The organism is Maribacter vaceletii, assembly GCF_003634105.1.
Classification (GTDB): domain Bacteria; phylum Bacteroidota; class Bacteroidia; order Flavobacteriales; family Flavobacteriaceae; genus Maribacter_B; species Maribacter_B vaceletii.
On the sequence record NZ_RBIQ01000012.1, the window covers coordinates 120,001 to 144,641 of the forward strand.

General features: G+C 27.5%; 17 protein-coding genes and 2 pseudogenes. 7 read left to right on the plus strand and 12 right to left on the minus strand.

The features are described 5' to 3' along the window. Window positions 1-200: 200 nt before the first annotated feature. The 3 genes from CLV91_RS15515 to CLV91_RS15525 form a co-directional block, all read right to left on the minus strand. Window positions 201-965, minus strand: a complete 765-nt coding sequence (locus tag CLV91_RS15515; protein WP_211333232.1) for a glycosyltransferase family 2 protein — start codon at window positions 963-965, stop codon at window positions 201-203. A gap of 85 nt (window positions 966-1,050) precedes the next feature. Continuing rightward, entirely contained in the window at window positions 1,051-2,682 is a 1,632-nt protein-coding gene (locus tag CLV91_RS15520) for a glucosamine inositolphosphorylceramide transferase family protein (RefSeq protein ID WP_121069145.1), read from the minus strand. Between the two features lie 4 nt (window positions 2,683-2,686). Continuing rightward, on the minus strand, window positions 2,687-4,381 hold the full coding sequence (locus CLV91_RS15525; RefSeq protein ID WP_121069146.1) for a N,N-dimethylformamidase beta subunit family domain-containing protein: 1,695 nt from the start codon (window positions 4,379-4,381) through the stop codon (window positions 2,687-2,689). A gap of 737 nt (window positions 4,382-5,118) precedes the next feature. Between CLV91_RS15525 and CLV91_RS15530 the strand changes: the two genes are divergently transcribed. The 6 genes and pseudogenes from CLV91_RS15530 (at window position 5,119) to CLV91_RS15560 (ending at window position 12,263) form a co-directional block, all read left to right on the plus strand. Then, window positions 5,119-6,318: an O-antigen ligase family protein gene (locus tag CLV91_RS15530; protein WP_121069147.1), complete on the plus strand. Its 1,200-nt coding sequence runs from the start codon at window positions 5,119-5,121 to the stop codon at window positions 6,316-6,318. Beyond that, complete coding sequence (locus tag CLV91_RS15535; RefSeq protein WP_121069148.1) at window positions 6,319-7,452, plus strand: glycosyltransferase family 4 protein; 1,134 nt, start codon at window positions 6,319-6,321, stop codon at window positions 7,450-7,452. Between the two features lie 19 nt (window positions 7,453-7,471). Next, window positions 7,472-8,995, plus strand: a complete 1,524-nt coding sequence (locus CLV91_RS15540; protein WP_121069149.1) for an oligosaccharide flippase family protein — start codon at window positions 7,472-7,474, stop codon at window positions 8,993-8,995. Between the two features lie 11 nt (window positions 8,996-9,006). Further along, window positions 9,007-10,143 (plus strand): polysaccharide pyruvyl transferase family protein, encoded by a 1,137-nt coding sequence (locus CLV91_RS15545; RefSeq protein ID WP_121069150.1) that lies wholly within the window; start codon window positions 9,007-9,009, stop codon window positions 10,141-10,143. Between the two features lie 262 nt (window positions 10,144-10,405). Further along, window positions 10,406-11,380 (plus strand): annotated as a pseudogene (locus CLV91_RS17105) (glycoside hydrolase family 88 protein). A 28-nt stretch (window positions 11,381-11,408) separates the two neighbouring features. Continuing rightward, on the plus strand, window positions 11,409-12,263 hold the full coding sequence (locus tag CLV91_RS15560) for a glycosyltransferase family 2 protein (protein ID WP_121069153.1): 855 nt from the start codon (window positions 11,409-11,411) through the stop codon (window positions 12,261-12,263). A 5-nt stretch (window positions 12,264-12,268) separates the two neighbouring features. On the opposite strand, the gene CLV91_RS15565 is transcribed toward CLV91_RS15560, so the two are convergent. Further along, complete coding sequence (locus tag CLV91_RS15565) at window positions 12,269-13,816, minus strand: Ig-like domain-containing protein (protein WP_170146771.1); 1,548 nt, start codon at window positions 13,814-13,816, stop codon at window positions 12,269-12,271. A 324-nt stretch (window positions 13,817-14,140) separates the two neighbouring features. Here CLV91_RS15565 and CLV91_RS15570 point away from each other — a divergent pair, with 324 nt between their 5' ends. Continuing rightward, window positions 14,141-15,259 (plus strand): glycosyltransferase, encoded by a 1,119-nt coding sequence (locus CLV91_RS15570; RefSeq protein ID WP_121069155.1) that lies wholly within the window; start codon window positions 14,141-14,143, stop codon window positions 15,257-15,259. A 94-nt stretch (window positions 15,260-15,353) separates the two neighbouring features. Here CLV91_RS15570 and CLV91_RS15575 read toward each other — a convergent pair. The 8 genes and pseudogenes from CLV91_RS15575 to CLV91_RS15610 all read right to left on the minus strand — a co-directional run bounded on the left by CLV91_RS15575 (window position 15,354) and on the right by CLV91_RS15610 (window position 24,611). Next, a pseudogene (locus tag CLV91_RS15575) lies at window positions 15,354-16,359 on the minus strand (IS30 family transposase). Between the two features lie 367 nt (window positions 16,360-16,726). Beyond that, the gene (locus tag CLV91_RS15580) at window positions 16,727-17,734 is read right to left on the minus strand and encodes a peptidoglycan bridge formation glycyltransferase FemA/FemB family protein (protein WP_121069157.1); all 1,008 of its coding nucleotides are present in this window, start codon (window positions 17,732-17,734) and stop codon (window positions 16,727-16,729) included. 14 nt (window positions 17,735-17,748) lie between these two features. After that, window positions 17,749-18,354 (minus strand): sugar transferase, encoded by a 606-nt coding sequence (locus CLV91_RS15585; RefSeq protein ID WP_121069158.1) that lies wholly within the window; start codon window positions 18,352-18,354, stop codon window positions 17,749-17,751. 7 nt (window positions 18,355-18,361) lie between these two features. Beyond that, entirely contained in the window at window positions 18,362-19,483 is a 1,122-nt protein-coding gene (locus tag CLV91_RS15590) for a glycosyltransferase family 4 protein (RefSeq protein WP_121069159.1), read from the minus strand. Between the two features lie 136 nt (window positions 19,484-19,619). Continuing rightward, a complete protein-coding gene (locus CLV91_RS15595) occupies window positions 19,620-20,849 on the minus strand; it encodes a glycosyltransferase family 4 protein (protein WP_121069160.1) in 1,230 nt (409 codons plus the stop codon). A 46-nt stretch (window positions 20,850-20,895) separates the two neighbouring features. Then, complete coding sequence (locus tag CLV91_RS15600) at window positions 20,896-22,032, minus strand: glycosyltransferase family 4 protein (protein ID WP_121069161.1); 1,137 nt, start codon at window positions 22,030-22,032, stop codon at window positions 20,896-20,898. A gap of 36 nt (window positions 22,033-22,068) precedes the next feature. Then, window positions 22,069-23,163 (minus strand): glycosyltransferase, encoded by a 1,095-nt coding sequence (locus CLV91_RS15605; protein WP_121069162.1) that lies wholly within the window; start codon window positions 23,161-23,163, stop codon window positions 22,069-22,071. Beyond that, entirely contained in the window at window positions 23,148-24,611 is a 1,464-nt protein-coding gene (locus tag CLV91_RS15610; RefSeq protein ID WP_121069163.1) for a lipopolysaccharide biosynthesis protein, read from the minus strand. The genes CLV91_RS15605 and CLV91_RS15610 overlap by 16 nt, the downstream gene beginning before the upstream one ends. Window positions 24,612-24,641 lie beyond the last annotated feature (30 nt).

Below are 24,641 nucleotides of genomic sequence, written 5' to 3' on the forward strand. Positions count from 1 at the left end.
TTTAACAAAATGTATAAGTATAACTGCAGAATTGTAATTAAATTGTTGTTTTGTAGTTTTAGAAATAATAACAAATATAAGAGGTGTCTATAATTAATTGATATGGTTTTTCATAAAATAGTTAAAATACATTCAAATATCGTTAAGTATAGCAAATATTATAGATGTTTAATAAAACTAGTTGCTTGTTTTTATTCTAGTTAAGTTCTTTTTTTTAATGCATTAAAAATGTAATATGAAAAATTATATGCTGATTTTAATAAACCTAGTTTTTCTAAGTTGTAATATAAATACCAGACACGTTTAGCTGCTTTAAATTTATTAGCAGAGATAGAACTTTTTCGAACTCTGTAACTTGCTAATATTTCATCTATTCCAAAAGCTGTATGCCCTTTTTTTAGGAGGGTAATCCATAGGTAAGTGTCTTGCCTTGTTCTAATATTAACGAACCTAAAATCTTTGGAAACAATATTTGTATCTATCATAGCAGTAGACATTCCTATTATTGTGTTTTTTAAGTAGCCATTATAGTCAATTGATGGTACGGATCGGATTGTTTTATTAAGAGAAACACTTTTTTCATTGATTAAAGAATACGAAGTAAATGAAATTGGAATATTATTATCTATCATAAAATTCACTTGCTTCTCTAACTTTGATTTACTCCAAATATCATCGCTATCTATGAAAGCAATAAAGCGTCCTTGTGCATTATCTAGACCTTTATTTCGAGTAATTGCAGCACCACTATTTTTTTCATTCCGAAGATATTTAATTCTAGAGTCTTTATTAGCAAATTCATGCAAAATATCTATTGTTTTATCAATAGAAGCATCATCTATTATAATAAGTTCCCAGTTTGGGTAGGTTTGACAAATTATTGAATTAATGGTTTCAGCGATGAACTCCTCTGAATTATAAGAGGGTGTTATTATGGATACCAATGGTTGTGTTTTGTTAATCACTAAATTTTATATATTGTTTGGTTATTATTTAACGCTTTTATTATTTTGATATTATCAAAATAGTTTATTATTTAAAATATTAAAGTTATTTTCTTCTTTTTATAACAGCATCTATTACAGTTAATTTATTTAAATGATTTATAGTATGTGTAGAAATTAAATCTTTAGCCCAATTTGGATGAATTGATTGAACTTCCTTTTCTTCATAATTTTCTTTAGTTAATGAAATAATTTCCATAATCCTCATACCATAACCATAATGTATAGAGCAGTCCTGGGCTGGTCTGTAAATTCTATTATTATGTATAAAAATATTTCCCGCAGGTCTTGCTTTTTTTATATCTGAAACAATAGGATTTTGAATATGAGGATACCAATTTTCAGTAAATAAATCATTGGAATAGAAAAGAGATAATTCCTCTTGTGTTGATGCCCCTTTTTGCTCTTGAAGTATCGTAAATAACCAAAATAAACCATTGTATTTAAATACGGTAGTATCCTTAGCATTGATGTTATTCATAAGGTTTTTTAAATACTCCCACTTATAAGGGTAATCTACGCATTTATAGATATCAATAGTTCTGTTCATTCCTGATTCTGGAATCATGTAAAGAGTATCTTTTTCTTCAATTAAGAAAGGGTAAGATAGATGGTATTTTTCATCAATGATTATTTGGGGATTTGTATGTTCACCTTTCTCATTTATTTCTATTACTGAAATTTTGCCTATATTTTCTTTGATTGACATATCTTCAAAAAAAATATAATAAATTTCATTTTTAAAATGAATAAAAGGGTCGCCCCAAATGCGTCCTTTAGGAGGGAGTAACCTTTTAAACTGGTAGAAAGATTTTGATATAGAATTATTATTTCTAAAGTTATACAATAGAATCCATTGTTCAAAAAAGAAAATGGAATTGATTTTTTTCTTAATGAATTTAAAATAAAGCATAGAAATGCCTTTTATCATTTGAAAATTAGAAGGGGGATTTTTTTTGTTATTATAATAAAAATTGGGAATTAAATTCTTTTTTTGAATGTCTTTTTTAAATTCAATTTCACCTAGATTATACAGTTTTTTCAACACCCTAGGAGCGATGCTTATTGCATTTAAAAAATAATTATTTTTACTTCTATTTATACTTAATTCATTAGTAGTTGAATAGGATTGGTATAATATTAAGTTGTCCTCTTGGTTTTCCATAATTTTAAGAAAACTTGTTCCCGTTTCTTTCCAATTTTCTATAACCTCCCATACACCAGAGGGTCCTCCTCTATGAACATTATAATCACCATGATGGTAGCTCCATAGACCATTTTTAGGAACATTCAGAATATCTCCTCCCACTTTAGAGTCACTTAAGCTTAGTATTACATCAATGTTTTGTTGTTTAATTTTAGTAATGTCATCTGAATTAAAATATGTTTTTAAATTTATAAATTCACATTCTAGTGAAAGAATATTATCTCCAATTATATTTTTTAATGATTGAATAGTAAATGCTACTATATTTTTTTTAAAAAGTACATTCTCTATTTTGCAGAATAGATTATAAAGGCTAAAAGAATTTAATGATGTGTTTGTTTTGTTATTTATTTTTATAGACAAAACAACTTTAGAATGGTTTGAATTTATTATATCTTCTACAACTTTATATTTCCAATATGGAACATTAAAATCATCTATTAATAGAGCAACTCTAAGTTTATTGTTCATTTGTCTATTTTGAATTTAAAATATCTTTTGCTCCAAAGTGACGCAAAACATTAGATGTAATTATTTGTGTTTCTTTAGAGATGTATTGACTTCTTAATTTTGGAGCATTAAAATTATCTAGCCCCCATGACCATTGCATACTTCCTGTAGCAAAAACTTCACCACCATTTATAGATTTGTAATAGGTCATGTTTGAAATAAATACATCAGAAATTTTGATTTTAATAAACCAAAAAAGAAGTACAGCAAAAGTTATAATTCCAACAATATAAGATATTGGAAGATTTAATTGAGTATCAAGATAATTTAATAAAACAATTCCTGACACCATTAAACTTATAATTATATAATTATTAAGACTTGATTTTAATCTTAGTTTAGATATTATTTTACCACAAATAATGTTGTGCATTTTTTGAAGCATATATTTAATAACAAACCAGTTGTTACTTTTTTCTACACGTTGACACTTACTTGTCGCAAGAATTTCTATATTACTCGGTGAGTCCTTAGAAATACCATCTATTTCATAACCTAAAAGGCCTTTAAGCTTACTTCCTTTTTTTAAATTAGTACCCTTGAAAATCCAATGATTAGGCTTCGTAATTGTAATGTCTCCTTTTACAGGGTCTAAGTAATATTCAATACCAATTAAACTAGCTTGGGATTTTTGTGAAGGTAAATCACTAAAGTTAATAGTTTCATTATCACCTTTCATAGGGTCTAAATCTGTTTCTTTATAACAAATAATGGTACTATTTTCTATGTTTGTATATTTGCTTTTTTCAAAACGTATTTGCCAGTACATAGTATTAGATGAGAAAAAAGTAAGATTAACTCCACAATCTCTACAACTGGTGATATTTTTCCTCATTGCTTTACTCCAATACTCATCATGTCCAACAGACATAAATATCGGTGTTTTTATTAGTAATTTTGGAGAATTGTGTGTGTCAATATTGGTAATATAACTAACGTCATACCCATTTCTTTCCAACCACCGTAGCATATTATAATCCCAACCAGCACTACTAATCGGGTAGCCATGAGTAGTAACTGGTCTGGTATTTGTAAAAAAATCACCAGCACCCATACCGTATGCGGCATCTGGGTTATTGCTGCGTACGTAAGGTCTATTAAAGGAGGCTTTAATTGCTTTTTTTCCAGAAATTGTACCCCAGTTTTTTGCAGATCCACTGCCATGAGTGTATAAGCATTTTCCTCCCCAATAATTATATGCCTGATAAGTTGTTACTGGTAATTGAAACAAAATATCGGAATTTCTTTTGTCGTTTCTTAACACAAAGATTACATAACTTTGCTTCTTAGTTTTTAATTCTTCTAGTTTACCTATATAGACCCCACTTACCCAATTTTCTAACGTATTAATAGTATATGGGTTAATCCAATTACATTCAATAAAACCAGTATCTTTTTCGGGTAAAGGGATTTTCTGAGAGGTGCCTTTTATTAAAATTGAATCTAATATTAATCGAGCTCCGTTACTAGAATACCAACCCATTCTATAAAGAGAAAAACTAAATTCATTAGCTTTTGTATTAACAAACAAATCAATGCTTTCTCCAGAATCTATACTTGTAGATGATAGGTAGCCTTCAATTTCTCTATTTATAGCAGGGTTTTGTAATTCCCATTCTTTAGTTCCTTGTTTTTGGTTTTCTAATGATATTGGGTTCATATAGTTTTTGCTTACTAAAGAAGTCTTCAGTTTTTTTAGTTTTAAAAGTCTTACGACATTACAAATGTATTACTATTAACACAATTACACATATTATATTATATGTAAGTCTTTGAAAATATGTTCCAATAGAATTAACTTAAGTTTATTATTAAAATTTTATTTTTCATGCAGAATTGATAATTCCATTTATACTATTATAACCCTATTTTAGTTATACATTTGTATTATACTTATTTTTTAAATTAATTAGTACATGAATTTTAGTTAAGTATAAAATGATTAAATCGAATAAGGATTATATTTATTATTTAAAAGCGGATAGAATTGCTTTAAAAAAAAGAAATAACATTTAAAAATAATGTTAAAGAATTTTTTGCTCCAAATTCAAAAAAGGATACAAATAAGTATACCTAATCCTTAGTTATTTATGTGAATTAGTTTAAATGTAATATTTTATATGCTTATTCGTTTACACTATTACTATTTGTTAATTTAATGAGTACTTTAAATAGTTATTTTTTTATTAGTATTTCTAAAATATTTAATATAATATTTTTTTAATTAGATAATAATGCTATTTATCGATGGAAAGTGTATTTCATTAATAAATCAATTTATTAATTAGGATTTTGAGTATTACGAATGTAGTTTTACAGAATATTTCTAAAATTTTAAATAGTAAACTATTTTGATAATAGCAAAATTAATATGAGAATAGAGAAGGTGTTAAAGTAATGATAGATACTTTAAAAAAAATAAATAATATATTTTTATATATCTTGGTGTTTTCTACAACTTTTGAGTATTGGGATCCATTTCATATGGCTAGTACTATATCTATAGCTTATATAAGCACTATTCTTTATTTTTTTTCATCAATACCTTTTTTAAAAACAAATATAAATTTGCTTAAATTAAAACGGTTTATATGGCCTTTAATACTGTTTGTTATTGCAGGAGTAATATCTACTTCTTTTAATCCTAAGTATGTTAGTGGAATTTCTGATTTAATTAATTTGCGAGTTGTTCAGCTTATAATTCTTATGGTATTAATAGCTGGGCATGTATCCTCCAATAAAAAAGTACTTAAAAATGTATTATGGGTATATGTATTTAGTATTTTAACCATTTCAATTTTAAATCCAATTTTTGGTATAGGTGATATTCATAAACATGGTAGATTGTTCATTTTTGGGGAAAATCCAAATTTAACTGGAATGAAATCTTGTATTGCTTTTTTAATTGTCACGGCTAATTTAGTAAATCAAAAATTTAAATTATCTAAAATTATATACAGTGTTCTAATAGGCCTTCCTATTCTTAATTTGTTAATTTTAAGTGGATCTAGAGGAGGTCTTCTTTCTCTTGTTGTTGGTTTATTTATTATGGCAATTTTAGTAAAAGTTAATATTATTAAGAAAGGAATGTTTTTTATTGTGGGCTTCTGTTTTTCAATATATTTATTTAATTATATTATTTCTAATGACCAAGATTTTAGTAAACGAATAACACTTTCTATTAATAAAGGTGATACTGCTGGAAGAGGTCATTTATGGGTTTCTGCTTACCAAATAATTGAAGATAACTTTATTTTCGGAGTAGGTACACCTGGTTTACTTCCAGAAATGCGTAAATATAGTGGTACAGCGATAGAACCACATAATGTTTTTCTTTACGTTTTAGTTACAACAGGCATAATGGGTTTTGTTTTTTTTATGACATTTATTTTAAGATTAATTTCAAGTTTGTTTAAGGAATTTAAACAAACTAAGAATGCTCTTAATATGGTAATTTTCATGGTGATAATAATGAATATGTCAAAATCAGGTGGAAGTATTGGTATTATCTTTGTTTGGATTTTTTTTGCTCTTCTAATAGGCTCAATTATTGTTACAAATGAGAATAAAATTAACTGCAATATTATAAATAAATAAATGAAGATATTAGTTATTTCAAACAATTACCCAACTGATAAAATGCCGTATCACGGTACTTTTGTTTACCAATTAATACAACAATTTTGCAAAATTGGTCACGAGGTTACCGTTATTAGACCAACCTATTTAGTTCCTAAAAAAATAACTAAGAAGAATTTTGTTTATGGTAAAGAATTAGCAAAAGTATATAGGCCAAAGTATTTATCTACTTCTGCAAAATCTATTTTTGGATTTAATACATATAGGTTGGGCGAAAGGTTTCAGGCAAATGCTATAAAGAGGGTTGTTAAAAAAAACAAAATAGAATTTGATGTTGTATATGCACATTTTTTTACGAATGCTTTTATTGCTGTAAAAGCATTGAAAATATATAATAAACCAATTTTCACAGCAATTGGGGAATACTATCATATAGATGTAAGAAGATCTTATTATTCACCAGAATTTTACAGTAAAACATTGTCTGAAATTTCAGGATTTGTAGCAGTGTCTCCTCAAATTCAAGAAAAATTAATTTCTTTGGGAGTACCTAATAATAATATAATAGTGAGACCTAATGGTGTAGATTTTAGTATTTTTCGGAAATTAGATAAAAATGAAATGCGGAAAAAATATAATTTACCATTAAATAAAAAACTTATAGTTTTTGTTGGCCGGTTTGTGCCAGATAAAGGCCCTTTAAAATTATTACAAGCTATAGAGCGCATCAAAGATATAGGCATAATATTCATAGGTAGTGGATCAGAGGAATTAATTAGTAATAAGATTGTATTTAAAGACAGAGTTCCTGCCAACTTGGTGCCAGAACTATTGTCTGCTGCCGATCTCTTTTCGTTACCAACATTACATGAAGGTTCATGTAATGCTATTGTAGAAGCAATGGCTTGTGGTTTGCCAATAGTTTCCTCTGATATCCCTGAGATTAAAGTGCAATGCGATCCGTCTTTTTCTAGACTTGTAGATCCGCTTGATGTAGATTGTATTTATGAAGCAATTAATGAAATTATATCTAGTGAAGAAAAAATAAATGAAATGTCTTTAAATGCACTTAATTATGTTAAACAGTTTGATATAACTGAGCGAGCAAAAAGCATAGTAAATTTTTTAGAAAAAAAATCATTAATAAATTAATTATTGGTATAAAAATAAAATGGCAGTAAATCAATTAAAGGCAGGTGTTATATTATCTTATTTAGTAATATTAGTAAGTAATTTAGTAGGACTGTTTTATACTCCCTATATGTTGCGTATTATGGGTAAAAGTGAGTATGGGTTATATGCGCTTGTAGCATCGGTTATTGCATATCTTACAATATTAGATTTTGGTTTTGCTAATGCTATTGTTAGGTTTACTTCTAAATTTCGAGCGGAAAGTAAAGTAAAAGAGCAATATTCAATGTTCGGGTTATTTGTTATACTCTATACTCTTATTGGAATTTTAGCTTTTATTGTAGGGTTGGGATTGTATTTTAATATTGAGCATCTATTTAATAATTCTATGACATTAGAAGAATTAAGAAAAGCAAAGATTATGATGTTGTTAATGGTATTCAACATAGCTTTTACATTTCCTCTAAGCGTTTTTGGTTCAATTATTACAGCTTACGAAGATTTTGTTTTTCAAAGAATAGTTAAGATTATTCGTATTTTATTGAATACATTAATAATGGTTCTTTTATTACAAATTGGATATAGAGCTATTAGTATGGTAGTACTTGCAACCATACTTAACCTTTTGACCTTATTACTTAATTATTGGTATTGCAAACGCAAAATTAAAATTAAAATATCATTTAAAAATATAGAATGGAGATTATTAAAGGAAATTTCTGTATACTCATTTTATATATTTTTAAATTTAATAATGAATGTGATTTATTGGAGTACGGGACAGTTTGTTTTGGGTGTTTACATGGGTACTGCGGCAGTTGCTGTATTTGCTGTTGCAATTCAATTTCAAGGAATGTATATGGGTTTTTCTCTGGCAATTTCAAGTGTTTTTTTACCAAAAGTAACTGCAATGGTTACTACGAATAAGTCTAATAAATCAATTTCAGATTTATTTATTAGAACTGGAAGAGTTCAGTATATTATAATGGCTTTAATTTTAACGGGCTTTGTTGTTTTTGGAAAATCATTTATAATTTTATGGGCTGGTTACGACTATGAAGATGCTTATTTAATGACTTTGTTGTTTTTTGTGTCATTAATAATACCATTAATTCAAAATCTAGGGATTACTATTTTACAGGCTAGAAATCAAATGAAATTTAGATCATGGTTATATGTTATTATTTCTATAGGAAGTTTAGGAATGCAAGTGGCATTGGCTAAAAAGTATGGAGGAATTGGAGTAGCTTTTGCTATTTCTTTTGCTTTAATATTAGGAAATGTAATTATAATGAATATTTATTATTTTAAAAAGCAGGATATAAATATTCCCCAATTTTGGGGAGAGATTTTTAAAATGTCTGGAGCACCTGTAATATTGGGAGTTTTAGGGTATTTTATTTCAGGTTATTTTGAATATACTTCATTTGGCCAATTATGCTTAGCAATTTTGGTCTTTTGTATAGTATATATGCCTTTATTTTGGTTCATGAGTATGAACTCATATGAGCGCGATTTGTTTAAAAAACCAGTACTTAATTTTTTAGAAAAAAGAAATAACTAAATAGTATATAAATGAAAATAGGAATATTAACTCTACCTTTAAAATCAAATTATGGGGGGTTGCTACAAGCATTTGCTTTGCAAAAAACATTAGAAAATAGAGGGCATGAAGTTTATATGATTAATAGGAGATCAAAAGAGCATTCGTTTTTATGGAAAATTTTATCTTTTATTATTAGATACATAATAAGCGTTTTTAAAAAGAGTCCTAAACCCTCTATCAATTGGATTACAGCTAAAGAAAGAGCAATAATTGCAAAAAACACTAATCGTTTTATTAACGAAAACATTAATCTAACAGAAGTGATTGATACTCAGGACAAATTTTCATTCCTAAAAAGATATAACCTTGATTCGTGTGTAGTAGGTAGTGATCAAGTATGGAGACCAGCTTATACTCCAGTTATTGGTAACTATTTTTTTGACTTTTTGAGCGAATTTAAAAATGTAAAAAAACTATCTTACGCAGCCTCTTTTGGAATTGAAGATTGGACTTTTTCTACAGAAGAGACTAGTAAATGTTCAGAATTAGCAAGTAAATTTGACGCAATTTCGGTGCGAGAAGATGAAGGTGTTGAACTGTGTAAGAGTAGGTTAGGAGTAGATGCAGTAAAAACACTTGATCCAACTTTATTAATTGATAAGAATGAATATATAAACCTTGTCAAGAAAGATAATGTAACTAAAGCTAAACATGGAATATTATGTTATATACTTGATGAATCTGAAGAAAACTTAAAAATAATAAATAAAGTTTCTGATGTATTAAATTTGAAGCCATTTATTGTTAAATCAGAAAAAAACATAAAGAATTTAAAGAAAAAAAGTATAAAAAGTTATGTGTATCCTCCAGTGACAGAATGGTTAAGTAATTTTATCAATGCAGAATTTGTGGTTACTGATTCTTTTCATGGTACAATTTTCTCTATTATTTTTAACAAACAATTTATTTCTATTGGGAATAAAAAAAGAGGCTTGTCTCGTTTTAATTCAATTTTACACTTATTAGGATTAGAAAGTCGTTTGATATTTAAAGCAGATGATATAATAGATGCATTAATAAATGAAAATATAGATTTTTCTAATGTAAACCAAAAGTTAGATATTGAAAGAAAAAAATCTTTAGCCTTTTTAGAAAATAACATCTAATTTATAGTTGTTTATAAAGATTTCTTATCTTCTAAATAACAAGATATTTATGAAAATGACAAAATTACTTAAAAGCAAGTTGTTTATTATTACGGCAGTATTTTCAGTTATATTAAATATTGTTTTTTTTTATGTCGACATGCTACCAAGTCTTATGAATAGGTTTGATAAGCCAAAATATCTTTCTAATATTAAAAGCTATCCAGTTGAAAAGTTATTGGTAAATGCATCATATCAAATGTTTATTTCTGATAAAATGCACATGGCTTGGGAGAGACCAACTAATTTTATTGGAAAGGTAAAAGCTCTTAATTTAGAAGATGAAATTAAAATATATAATTTTCCAAGAGCCTATTTAGCGCTAGGATTAATTAAATATTCGATAAAAACTGACAGTTTGCTTTTTAAAAAAGTCTCCAAACAGTTTGATGATTTTTATGTGTTAGATGATTCTCTGAATTTTAAATTTAGAACAGTAGATCATGTGCCAATTGGATTGTGCGCGATAGAATTATATAAATATACCAAAGATGATAAATATAAGAATATAGCGGATGAAATTTTTAATAATTTATTAAGTACAGTTACAAGTATTGATGGATTTCCATTAATATTATATAGAAATAATCAAAATAAGGTTCAACTTGTTGATGCAATTGGTATGATTTGCCCATTTTTAATTGAATATGGGTAATTATTTAATAATGAACAAGCCATTAAGCTAGGAAAATATCAATTATATTATTTTATGAAATACGGCATTGATGATTCGACACATCTACCTTTTCATGCAATAAACATTAATAAAAAACAGGGGATGGGTCCCAATAACTGGGGTAGAGGTATGGGGTGGTATATGTTAGCACTAAAATCTGTAATTAACAGGAATATCCTACAAGATGATGAGTATATAGATTATACGGATAAAGTAAATTTATTTTTAAAGGAAATTAATAGTTTAAAGCAAGACAGAATTTATACGCAATTTCCAGGTACTTCCTATAGTTTTGATTCATCAACGTCTACAATGTTAATGTATGGGGAAAATGTTTTAACCCCTAACAAATATTCTAGGAAGGATATTTTAGATATATATAAAGATTATATAAAACAAAATGGGATTATAGATTTATGTTCAGGAGATGCTTATGGTGTAAATAAATATAGTTTTAATTTTGGAGAGAGTGAACTATCACAAGGGGTTTTATTATTACTCCTGAGCTCTTGTAATGATTAGCTCACAAATAAAATATTAATTTTAATAAATGATTTCAATTGTAATTCCATTATATAATAAAGAATTAAGTATTAAGAATACGATATGTACTGTTCTTAATCAAACATATAAATCTTTTGAAATTGTTATAGTAGATGACGGATCTAATGACGGTAGCGCTAATGTTGTAAAAGACATTAGCGATTCTCGTATACGTTTAATTCAAAAAAAAAATGGAGGGGTTTCTAGTGCAAGAAACGTTGGAATTAAAGAAGCTAGTTATGATTGGATAGCTTTTTTAGATGCAGATGATTTATGGCATAAGGATTATTTAACCAAAATAGTGGAAATTATTAATTGTAACCCAGAAATTGATTGTGTTACAACGGATTATGCAACTGCAAATAAATATGGAAAGGTAATTAAGGAATATGTTTCTAATAAAAGAGGGCTTGTAAATTATTTTGAAGCTTTTAAAGATTTAGGATGGCATATTATTAATATGTCTACTTTTTGTGTTAAAAAAAATGCAGTTATCGCTTCTGGCATGTTTCCAGAAAACATGACTCACGGAGAAGATTTGGAAGTATTTGAAAATGTAGCAAAAAATGGAGAAATTTGGATAATAGATGAGATTCTTTCCTTTTATGTTGTGGATGCTGAAAATAGAGCTATGAATAGTTTCCCTAACGTATATAAAACTCAAGTGTATCATATTAAAACAAATTGTATTAATACATCATTTGAGCGTTATTATTATAAAACTAGAATATTAATGTATGTCTTCAACTTCTTTATGCATAAAAAAATCCACAATGCTTTTGTTTTATTTAAAAAGCATTATGGATTTATTAGCTTTATTGAACTTGCTGGTTATTTCATTAAGCGCTTTAAAGAAAAGTGATTTTTTTAATTTTCAGGATAAAACAGCAAATTATTCTTTACTGATAAATTATAAGCTAATTGAGCAAAGTGTAAATGGAGTAATCTACCCGATTTGGCTTGCTTTAAATTTCTTTTTTCTAATTGTTTTTGCAGTGAGTTATCAAATCTTCCAAGCATCATCCAACCCCATTCAATATAAGGTCTAGTGTCAGGACTTGAAGAATTAGTACCATCTATATATTCTTTCATAACTGATCCATCCGTTTTGGGATCCCAGAATACATCAATAGTTTTTCTTAAAGCAATCATATCTGATAAAGTCCAATATTCTCCAAGTTCATAAGCGTCAACCATTAAAGATACCGCCCTATTCTCGTGAGAATGATCAGCAATATGACTATCACTATTATCCCAATGTCTTTTCCACATATAAGCAGATGGGTTTTTAGAATTTGGTCGAATATTCTCTCGCATAGAAGAAGTTTGATGCGCAGGCGATAATGACATATCAGAATTAAAACGATAAAAAACCTCTTTGTATTTCTCATCTCCAGTAATTTTATTAAGATATAATCCAATATATGCCCAGTTTGCAGTAGGGTCGACAGTTCTTCTGTAGAAATGCGTCATGGCTCCATTATCCCTATTTTCCCATTTCTCCCATATATGCTTCGTTATAAATGCAAGTATTTCATTATAATCCTCGTTATAATTAGAAGAGTTTAACAGTGATGGGCTTTCATGCATTATCCAAAGCATTTTTGCGATATGTCTAAATCCACGTCCTTCATATAGAGATGCTTGTCCTCCATTTTCTAATCCTTGACCTGTTAAACTATTATTTATAGAACTATACCAAGATAAATAAGAATCATTGTAGCCATTTTTTTGAGGTAATTCTGAAGAAATTTTTGCTTTGGAAATTATTTTTTTTGATAAACTAATAGCTTCATCTAAATATGTTTTTTCCCCAGTTACTTGAAACATTGTAATTAGAGACCTAATTCCATCATCAAAATAGTATAAATCTCCTTGGTCTCCATTTTCAGAAATTGTAATATATCTACTTTTTTCATTTATTGAGCCAGTCCATACAGAATCATAGGATACTTTTAATAGCTGTATAGATTTGGATAGTTCTATAGTAGTTGAGTTATCTTCAGCTATAGTAACAGTAACTATAGCAGTAGAGCTTGTAGTTGTTTCATCTTCATTTAGAGCCTCAACTGTATAAGTAAATGTGTCCGAAATACTTTCTTCTTGGGGCGTTTCAACTATAGGAATTTGATTCGAGATATAAGTTAATGTTTTATTTTCATTAATAATAACTATTCCATTTATGGGAGACGAAGTTTCTGTAATTTTCACCTTATTTTCATCTATAAAAGAATCATTTGAAAGAACATCCAGAGTAATATTGGAATTAGGTTCAATTTTAAAAAAATCATCTAATGCATAGTGTTCGGTAATATTTGGATTATCGCTTTGCAAAACAGCATCAACTAATAAATCTGTATCTTTTGAACAAGATAATAATATGAAAAAGTGTAAAAATAAAATTTTTGTAAGCATATAGTTTTTAAAAATATTCATAAGTAGGAATTAAAATAATTCTTTGGGACTTGGGGTTGTGTTTCTTTTTTTGGTTGTCTATTTTAGCAATCTTAATTTTTAGATATTTTTGGTTATACCAATATTACGAACCTTTCTTAAATTAGGACGTTTAAAAGCGGGTATATTCGTTGAAATACATTATAATAATTAATTTTAATATTTTTTTAAGAAAAATAGATGTGAAATTTAAGATGGAAAGTTTTTGTTGTTTTAATTAAATATAGAATAACAAACTTTTTTTATGAAAGTTGCGTTAAGAGTAAATAGAATTAATAAAAAATAATGAATAAAATTTCCAAAATATTTTTTGTGGATCCAATGAGTTACGGAAATCTTGCACTATATGATTATAACTTACTTTCAAATGTAAAAAACATTGATTTTGAATTTTTTGGAAATAAAAATTATGCTATTAAATCAAATTCTTTCAATTGTAACTTAATTTATAACTACAGTAACCAGTTTTTTATACTTAAACCACTAAGTTATTTAGTTACTCAAATTAGGTTATTTTTTTTGATTCGTAAATTTAACCCTAAAGTTGTACATTTTCAATGGTTAAAGCTTCCAAACTTTGATTTTTGGTTATTAAAACAAATTAAAGGATTAAAAATAAATATAATATATACAGCACATAATGTTCTGCCTCATAATAGTGGGAATAAGTACAAGGTGATTTATAAAAAAATTTATGACCTAGTAGATTGTATCATAGTTCATTCCGAAAGAACTAAGGAGGATTTAGTAAATAATTTTAATCTTATTGAAGAAAAAATAAGAGTTGTACCTCATGGAATTTTAGATTTTAATGAAGCTGATGAAGAAAAAGTAAATATGCATATTGCTAAAATTAAAGGAGATAATATACTAGATGGTAAGGTTGTTTTTTCTACATTAGGTTATTTAAGTAAGTATAAAGGGATAGATTTTATTGTAGATTCTTGGAAGGCAAATTTTGTAAATAATGATTCAATATGTTTAATCGTAGCTGGTAGCGGCAATTATGACAAATTAGATGAACTATATGGGAATGATAATGCAATAATTATTAATAGATTTTTAGAGATAGAAGAGTTTGTTGCAATTCTGAGGTTATCGAATTATATTTTATTGCCTTATAGAGAAATATCTCAAAGCGGTTTATTATTAACAGCGTTAAATGAAAATAAACGAATTATTGTTTCAAATAAAGGAGGGTTAACTGATCCTTTTGTTTTTGGTGAAATTGGATATATAATGAATAATTTAACATGTAAGGAGTTAACAAGATTAATTTATAAAGCTATAGAAGATATAGAAAAAGAGCCATCTAAGGAAGTCTGGGAGGCTATTGAAGCAAATTATGATTGGGTCAAAATAGGCTGTCAAACTAAAAAAATATACCAATCTTTTTTAGAATAAGGTGTATTTTAAAATTAATAAATATTATTTTTATATGATTGGTCGCTGTATTCAAGATTGTAACGCAACAAACGTTGCTTTTTTTTTGTTGAGTCTAAGCTACAAATTTAAGTTCAAAATCCATGATTTCATTTGGAGTTTTGTATCCTATTATTTTTCGAGGTCTATTGTTTAATTTTTTTTCAATAAAGAGGAGTTTTTTTTTCATCAATTTCATTGAAGTCAGTTCCTTTAGGAAGATACCTTCTAATAAGTCCATTTGTATTTTCATTGGTACCTCTTTCCCATGAAGAGTATGGATGAGCAAAGTAAATTTTCATACCAGTTTTCTTGGTTATTATTTGGTGTTTCGCCATTTCAATTCCGTTGTCGTAAGTCATAGATTTTTTAAATACAGGATTCAATTGATTTAATTTTTTGGAGAACATTTTAGCTACTTCCTTAGCATTTCTATCCTTTAATTTAATGATTAACGTGTATCTTGATTTACGTTCTACGATGTTTCCTATAGCTGATTTTTGATTTTTTCCAATCATTAAATCTCCCTCCCAATGCCCAACTTCCTTTCTTAAGTTAATATGCTTAGGTCTATTGTCAATACTGACTTGGTTGGTTATTTTACTTCCATTTCCTCGTTTCTTTTTGGGTTTAATTCTACGTAATTTTTTACGTACAAGTAGTTGGATTAATTTTTTGTTTAAACGAGCTTGTGGTTTTAAATAAATGAATCGATATATAGATTCATGAGAAATCGACATAATGGGATCATTAGGATATTTTTCTTTTAATCTACCTGCAATTTGTTCTGGAGTCCAATTATTAAGTAATCCTTTAAACACATAAAATCTGAGTTTTTTATGTGTAGATATTTTATCGGTATTTCTTTTATTTAGATAATCATCTTTAGCATTCCAATGCGCTAATTCAGCACTGTATTTGTCTGTTTTATTGTCCACCCATTTATTGACCTCTCTAGTGATTGTTGATTGAGACCTTTTAAGTGCTTTTGCAATATAAGCTTTGGTCTTATTTTCATTTAAAAGAGTCTCAATTTGGATTCTTTCTTTTAGGGTAAGTCTTGTGTTCTTTTTACGTACCATAATAACAAATCTATTAATTTAGATTTGTTGCGTTAAGTTCTTGAGTACGCAGTCAACTCGCTTTGTGTTGCCATCACCCTAGAGCATATAATTTAATTGCATCTATCATTTTTTTTAAGGTGCTTTTCTGGTTTTTCGATATTAAATACAAAGGGTATTCTTTTTTATAAAAGCTCAATCAAATAGACTCAATCTTATCCTGTGAAACCATTAATTAATACTACTTTACTCATTTAGTAATGTTGAATAATTTATATTGTAATTAAGTGTTTAATATAAATTTCATAAAAAATCAGATATTATATTACTTTATAATTAGAATAAATACTAAAAATAGAATTGAAAAAGGTAAAGAAACATCTTTTTACTAAGCTCTATAAGCTGGGAAAAAAGTAGTTTCTAGTTTTTCGTTAGATATTAAACTGTTATAAATTTTTTGGTCTACTATATATTTCCAAACTTTAAATTCTCTAAAATCTTTAGAAAAAGACGCTTTAAAATTAAATAAAGAGTCCTCCTGTCCACCAAGCCCTCCACCGAGATTAAAAATACTATAGCCTTCTTCTGTAGCTTTAATTCGCATTTCATCTAGAAATACATTTGCTGGTGCTACATTTAAGAATTTAGTTCTACTTCCAGAAAGATGAAACTGAACAATGTTTTTTGTTTTAACAAACATAGAGCCTGCCATTGCTTCTCCTGTTTCATTGTTAATTACCAATAAAATATTGGTTACAAAATCTTTACATTCTAAAAACTTAAAAAAATATTCTCTAGAAAAATAGTAATCTTTAGTAGCAGCAAGACGATCCATGTTTTCATAATAAATATCTATAAAAGTATTTATTTGGTCTTCATTTTTAGCTTTTATAACACTACTAATTTTACGACATTTATTTGTTCTATTTTTTGTACTTTTGCCATACTGTGTTCTTTGTTCAGCAATATCTTTGGTTAAATCTATATTTACTACTTTTCCCAAAATTGGTATTTCTCCTAAACCAGAAAGTATTTTTTCTTGGTTGTCTATATATGGGTGTAGTCTGGAGAATAAACTAATAATTTGCATTTTTGTTAACAAAGTTTCAAAAGCTTCGTGGAATTTTTTATTGTCAAAGGAATCTGTTAGATTCTTTGTAACTGGACCAGCATATCCGTAAACAGAAGTTAAATCAAAATAATTTGTATTAGCAATTGGCCTTTTTAGAAAAGGAATCGCAATTTCCACATCCTTATCTCTATAAATAAATAGGATTGGTTTTTCTTCTTCTTTTTTAGATATAATATGGTAATCGTAAGTGTGGTAAAAATCGTAAACACTAAAACTCTCCAAAGTTTTATTCCATTCGTCATGACTTTCTACTATTGTAATCATATTTTAATGCTTCTTTAATCTGTTCCGGTAAACATTTCCATAGTTACTTCTTCGCTTGCAGAAATTCCTTCGGATTTAAATACTTTACCAAATGTTTTACTTAGAATTTTTATGTCGGTTAAAAAACTAATATTATCCACATACCAAACATCAAATTCAAATTTCTTTTTCCAGCTAATTGCATTTCTTCCATTTACTTGCGCCCAACCTGTAATCCCAGGCTTAACATTGTGTCTCCTTGCTTGTTCTTTATTGTATAAAGGTAAATAAGAAACTAATAGTGGACGAGGACCAATTAAAGACATTTGACCCATAAGAACATTTAGTAATTGTGGTATTTCGTCTAAAGATTTTTCTCTTACAAATTTACCAATAACTGTCATTCTTTGGAAATCGGGTAAAAGTTTATCATGAATGTCTTTTTTGTCATTCATAGTTTTAAACTTTAAAATATTAAATTTTTTTCCATTTTTACCAGGTCTTGATTGCACAAAAAAAGGTTTGCCATTATTACTAAAAAAAAGAATAATAGTTATAGTAATAAATAGAGGCGATAATAAGCTTAATGCAATAAATGCGATTAGAAAATCTAGTATTTGCTTAAAAAAGTACTTATACATAATTAGGTTATTTTAATCTAATTTTATTATATACTTTTAAGGTGTTTTTTGTCATTACAGGTATTGTAAAATTCTTCAACGCTTTTTCTTTGGCGTTATTTCCAAACTGTAACCTTAATTTATCGTCATTAATAACTTTTTCTAAAGCGGTGGTACATCCAGTAATACTTTCATTCTCAAAAAGAATTCCATTAACACCTTCTTCTATTTGTTCGTAAGCACCTTCCGTATTACTACGAATAGGGCAACACCCACTCATCATTGCTTCAATAGTAACCAACGGAAAAGATTCCATTCTTGATGGAAGAATAAAAATATCAAAAATATCGTAAAAGGGTTTTGGGTCTTGAAATGAAATAATGGAGATAAAATTTTCTATATCTGCTTCTGTAATTTGCTTTATAAGCCAATTATGATCTTTTGAGCCATGGGTACTTCCTAAAAAAACAAAGTGAACTTTGTCTAAAGTTTCTTTCTTTAGTTTTTTTATAGAATGTATTAATATATCACAACCTTTGTCTCTAGTTAAGCGTCCTACAAAACCAACAATTATCTTACTCTTAGGAATGTTAAACTTATTAATAATATCTTTTTTTTCAATCAAAGATATAGGATTACTAAATCTTTTAGATACGCCATGGTTAACGATAGTTATATCATCCCTCTTAATATTAAAAACAGATTCTCCTATAGTGCATGACTCATTGCTAATTGCTATGAGGTGCGTAGGCTTTTTAAATTGTATTTTGTTTTTTAATTTAGTATTATGGATGGTAGTTGTAAATTTTTTCCCCATCAGCCATGGGATAAAGGTCATGTAGGGGGATTGAGCATGTATGATATCTGGATTACATGTTTTAATTGTTTTGATTATAAAATAAATAGAGGAAATAGATGTTATTATTTTTTTTAATAAGGAGCCGGAAGGCACATCAAACTCTTTTATTATAGCCCCAAGTTTTTCAAAGTTTAAATAGAAATCGTTAATTCTATTATCACTGTCTGTGACTTTTCCTCCAGTGATAAGACAAACTTCATGATTTTCAGACCTTAATCCAGATACTAAATCTAAAGTATGGGTTGTAACACCAGTTTGTTCAATCCTACTTAATAACATTACAATTTTCATTGATTTTTATTTAATTATCTTTTATTAGAACTATTTTAAATACAAAGAAAGAGTTTAAATTTTAAAGGCCTCTTAGTAATTGTTGAATAGAATAAAAATTTCGTTTAAAAGTGACTATAGTAAAAATGACTTTATTTTAAGTTAATTTTATATTTTGAAGAATACTTAAATATTTTGAACTTGCATTTTGTAAAGAAAACAACTCAGCTAACTTTATGGCATTTTCTTTTTGATGGTGTTGGTATTCTTTATTATTAGTAAATGCAATAAATTTATCAATATTAGTATCATTAATGTCCTCTAAATTATATGGAAGAATATAACCCGATTCTTTTTTTGTTAAAACTTCTTCTTGCCATCCTTTATGGTTTATTAGTACAGGTCTTCCAGCAGCTAAACTATCAAAAAATTTATTTGCAGAATTGGCCCAAAGTTCTTTTATAGGTATAACAAATGAACTACCCATTTGGCATTCATAGTACCATTGAGGAAGAGAACTTTTAGGAACTGATTTTAAAATAAAGACATTTTTGTTTAAAACGTTTTTTTCGGTGGCTTTTTTAATTAGAGCTTCTTTTTCAGAGCCTCTACCTAATAATATAAATACGATGGAAGGGTCTTTTTGAATTATTTTTTCTGCAATATTGATTACATAACTTAATCCATTTACCTTACCAAAGGTTCCTGCATATAATATAGAAAAACGAGGTACAAAGCCTATGTTTTCTTTAATTACAGAAATATCTGTATGGTATCCTTCTTTAAATCGTGTAAGTTCTGATATATTCTCAATTGTTATTATAGGACATCTTAAATGAGGGAACCTGGTTGTTATGGAATTTTTCATGTCTATAGATAAAGGGACTATAGCGCTAGCATTATTGTAAATTTTTGCTTCAAGTAGGTATAAAAAATGTTGTGCTATTTTGTTCTTTATTGCTCCAATAGCTATTACAGCTTCGGGCCATACATCTCTTACTTCAAATATATATGGAGTCTTATGAATCCATTTTTTTATAAGTGCTGGTATTCCAATGGTTAATGGAGTTGATGTAGAGATAACTATATCTCCCTTTAATTTTAGAATTTTAAAACTTGCACTCCATAAGAACTGTAAAAAAACAATAATTCTTTTTATGTAAGGTGCAGCATTATCTGCGCTGGGAGTATTTAGAACATGAAAAGTTATGTTTTCAATCTCAAGAAAAGTCCATTTTTTTTCAAAAGTCTCTTTAAAACCAATAGAGGAAGTAATAAATTCAACTTCATGACCTTGTTCTATATATTTTTTAGCCAAATCATACGATCTAGTTCCTCCTGATACTTTAGGAGTAGAGAAATATTGATGTAAGTAAATAATTTTCAAACGATTATTTTAATGTTGTAAACAACGGTTAATAAAATAGTAATTGTTATTTTTTGATATTCAATTGTATACATTCTAAGTATATATTTTTATATCTTCTGGCAATTTTATCCCAGTTAAATGTATTGAAATCTATTGTGCTTATGTTGTATTTTTGGTAGTTGTTAATTATATTTTTTAAGGACTCTTTAATGTCCGAAACACTATTACCGTTACATTTTTCTCCAATTAAAGTATTAAAGACGCCATCTATTCCTTGTCCTATATTATATAAGACAGGCAGCCCTTGCGAAAGAGCTTCTATATAAACTAAGCCAAAAGTTTCAGAAGTAGAAGGCATCGCAAAAATATGATTTTCTCTATACAATTGTAATAACTTGCTTTTTTCTTTAATTGGCCCAATAAAATTTATCCAGTTATTATTTTCTTTTGCTAGAAGTTTTACTTTATTTTCATCCTCTCCTTGGTTTCCTATTATATTTAATTCACATTTTACGCCTTCTTTTTTAAGCATAAGCATTGCATTTATTAAATTAGGTATATTTTTGGTTGGTAAAAATCTGCCTACATAAGTAACTTTAAAAGGTTTTTCTTTTTTTATAGTTGTTTGGTTTTTAATCCAAAAATTATCAATACCATTGTATATTATAATTGACTTTTTTTCAATTGAATTTTTCTTATGTTTTATTAAATAATGATTAAGAAAGTTGTCTTGAATTGAATTACTCATGAAAACAATTTTAGATGCTTTTTCAAGAATTTCTCTTACAATAAAGACTAAATCAGGTCTTAGTCTTAGGAATACACTTAAATCTGTTCCTCTTACAGCAACTATAAAGGGCTTATTATATTTGTTATGAATTTTTAAGGCTACAGCACCATCACTAAATAAGGTTGTAGCATGAACTAGGTCTATATTGTTTAGATTAATCTTATTATTTAAATCATTAAACAAAAAAATAATTTTTTTTCTAAAAAAATAACGATGCATTTTTTTTAGAGGCGTAGAATTTATGGTTTTGGCTTGCTTTTCAATATAATCTATTGTATTACTTTTGGTGTCGCTATTTTTCCTTATTGGATTGTAAACAGTTTGAGTAATGTTAAGTTTATCAAGTTTAACATATAGATTACGATGTACTTTACTATATGAAAAATCATTGCAGATATGTAGACAATTCATTTGTTAAATAGAGGTTATATAGGCTATCTTTGATAATCAGTTTAAAGAATTGAACAACGATACCCATTGTTGAATTATTGTTTGAATACTAAAATTGTTTATTTTATTTTTTGCTTCATTTGAAAATGAAATTCTTTTATCTATGTCTTTCAACATGATGTTAATTTTAATAGACATTGCATCTATGTCATTGTGAGGTATTAAGTAGCCATTTTGACTGTCGGTAATAATCTCATTCGGTCCAGTAGGGATGTCAAAACTAATTAAAGGAAGATTACAAGCTAAGCCCTCAATTAAACTCATGGGAAAACCTTCAAAGTTAGATGTCATAACCATTAATGAGTAATCATTATACAAATCATATAAGTGGTTCGTTTGGCCCATAAGAACTAATCTTCCTTCTAAATTGTTAGTTTTGATTTTTTTTAATATTTCCTCTTCTTGGTAGCCAGAGCCATAAATATGCCAATAAAGGTTGTTGTTTTTACTCAATACTTTTTTTGCAACATCGACTAAAGTTAAAAAGTTTTTTTGTGATGAAAGTCTTCCAACACTAATAATCTTATTTGTATTGGGTTTGTAGGTTCTATTCTTGCTCATTAAACTGATATCTATAGGGTTATATATCTGAGTAACCTTTTTTGCAAATGTCTTGTTTTTATAATTTAGTTCATCTGTTTTTGTTAAGCTAACAATTACGTTTGTAAAAAGAGAAGTGAAATATTCATTAAAAACTTTAAATTTACTGTGTGTTTTACCCTTAAAGCTAGAATGTGACCAGTAAACTAATTTCACATGGTTGAGTCGTGTAGCTAAAACTCCTAACGGACCTACTTCTTGCCCGCAACTAACAACAATATTTATATTATTTGTATGAATAATATTTCTAAGTTTTTTGTTAGCTTTTATTATTCCATACTTCATTTTAATACGGGAATCAAGTAGGTGATGAAAATGTATATTCTGATTCCATTTGTAGCCATTATCTTCTTTTTTTTGATAACTAGCTATATGAATATTAAAGTCCTTTTCATTGAGGAGTTGATCTGTTATAATTGATGTAACTCTTGCGATACCGCCTCTTTCTGTAATTCTGGATAATAGGAAAAGGATATTTATTTTTTTTTCCATATATTCTTTGTGCTTTTTAAGAATAGGTTAATTGCTTTCTTTTTTACTTCAATATATTCATTTAACTGAAGAACTTCATTGACTATTAAAAAAGTTGCTATACCAATGATTATTTGCGCTACTAGCATGGCTATGTAATGGATATTTAATAGGGTAATACAGTACATGCTTATAAATACTAAAACAGCAATTGTTAAGAATGGTAGTATATCCTTTAATTGGTGTATTATAGTATATTTAATTATTTTCTTTGTGTAGTAACTGTTTATAAAATACTCTACAAATGAAAAAACAATAAGGGCATAAATCATAGCTTCAATTCCTAATAAAACAGATCCGAAAATTAAAGGCAGTAAAATTATTTTTTTAACTATTTCTAACTTTAGGTTTAAATTAGAATAACCTTTAATAAGCAGTAGGTTTAGATGTAATATTTGTAAAGGATATAACATGCCAGGTATACACAATAGTTGTAGATAATAAATAGAAGTATGCCATTTTTCACCAATTAATAACAGTATAATTGGCTTTGCCATGGCTGAAATACTTAACATAATAGTGAAGTTAAGAAATAAGCTAAATCTAAGGAATTTAATAAATGTAGCTTTTAGTGGTTTTGGGTCATTCTGAAGTGATGAGAGTATAGGGAAGCTAATTCTACGGATAGCAGTTGATATATTTGAGGAAAACGGAGATTGGAAACCCTCTGCTCTGGTGTAATAACCAAGCGATTGGGTAGAGAAATATTTGCCTATTAATATATAATAAAAGTTACGGTAAACTGTATTTATTAAATTTGCAACTAGTAATTTGTATCCAAAATTAAAAAGTTCATTAAAACTTTTAGTAGAAAATTCTAAACGGGGTCTCCAAATTTTTTTTAGCCATAGTAGTATGCTATTTATTAAAGGTCTTAATATGGCTAAAACTACTAAGCTCCATATACCATAATCCAAGTAAGCCATAATAAAGGCAGAAACTCCACTTGTAATAGAAGCTATTATAGATATTATTGCTTGCGTTTTAAAATCTAATTTTTTTGTCAATATTGTTCTTTGTACAATGGAACATGCATTAATAATTAGCAATAATCCAGCGTATTTTAAAATCTTTGACAGTAATGGAGCTTTAAAAAATATAGACAGTTCGGAAGAACTGTTAAAAAGGATTATATACAAGAGTATTCCAATTCCTAAATTAGTAAAGAATACAGTGTTATAGTCTTTACTATTGCATTCTACTTTCCTTATGAGAGCACTTCCAAGCCCACCTTCTACAATGCTATTAGTTATTGCGATTACAGCGGTTATAAGACCTATAAGACCAATGTCTTCGGGTTCTAGAATTCGAGCAAGAAGTATACCGATAACAAAAAGAAAGCCCTGGCTAAATACGCCTTCAAAAGCCGTCCAACTAAACCCTTTAATTGCTTTGTTTTTTAATGTCATAGGTTTTTTTGGTCTTTTTTGTGTTTTAAA

What these genes read in the sequence shown, in the direction of transcription:
- CLV91_RS15520 (WP_121069145.1), bottom strand. Translation starts at nt 2,682, where the DNA reads ATGAACAATAAACTTAGAGTTGCTCTATTAATAGATGATTTTAATGTT.
- CLV91_RS15525 (WP_121069146.1), bottom strand. Translation starts at nt 4,381, where the DNA reads ATGAACCCAATATCATTAGAAAACCAAAAACAAGGAACTAAAGAATGG.
- CLV91_RS15530 (WP_121069147.1), top strand. Translation starts at nt 5,119, where the DNA reads ATGATAGATACTTTAAAAAAAATAAATAATATATTTTTATATATCTTG.
- CLV91_RS15535 (WP_121069148.1), top strand. Translation starts at nt 6,319, where the DNA reads ATGAAGATATTAGTTATTTCAAACAATTACCCAACTGATAAAATGCCG.
- CLV91_RS15540 (WP_121069149.1), top strand. Translation starts at nt 7,472, where the DNA reads ATGGCAGTAAATCAATTAAAGGCAGGTGTTATATTATCTTATTTAGTA.
- CLV91_RS15545 (WP_121069150.1), top strand. Translation starts at nt 9,007, where the DNA reads ATGAAAATAGGAATATTAACTCTACCTTTAAAATCAAATTATGGGGGG.
- CLV91_RS15560 (WP_121069153.1), top strand. Translation starts at nt 11,409, where the DNA reads ATGATTTCAATTGTAATTCCATTATATAATAAAGAATTAAGTATTAAG.
- CLV91_RS15565 (WP_170146771.1), bottom strand. Translation starts at nt 13,816, where the DNA reads ATGCTTACAAAAATTTTATTTTTACACTTTTTCATATTATTATCTTGT.
- CLV91_RS15570 (WP_121069155.1), top strand. Translation starts at nt 14,141, where the DNA reads ATGAATAAAATTTCCAAAATATTTTTTGTGGATCCAATGAGTTACGGA.
- CLV91_RS15580 (WP_121069157.1), bottom strand. Translation starts at nt 17,734, where the DNA reads ATGATTACAATAGTAGAAAGTCATGACGAATGGAATAAAACTTTGGAG.
- CLV91_RS15585 (WP_121069158.1), bottom strand. Translation starts at nt 18,354, where the DNA reads ATGTATAAGTACTTTTTTAAGCAAATACTAGATTTTCTAATCGCATTT.
- CLV91_RS15590 (WP_121069159.1), bottom strand. Translation starts at nt 19,483, where the DNA reads ATGAAAATTGTAATGTTATTAAGTAGGATTGAACAAACTGGTGTTACA.
- CLV91_RS15600 (WP_121069161.1), bottom strand. Translation starts at nt 22,032, where the DNA reads ATGAATTGTCTACATATCTGCAATGATTTTTCATATAGTAAAGTACAT.
- CLV91_RS15605 (WP_121069162.1), bottom strand. Translation starts at nt 23,163, where the DNA reads ATGGAAAAAAAAATAAATATCCTTTTCCTATTATCCAGAATTACAGAA.
- CLV91_RS15610 (WP_121069163.1), bottom strand. Translation starts at nt 24,611, where the DNA reads ATGACATTAAAAAACAAAGCAATTAAAGGGTTTAGTTGGACGGCTTTT.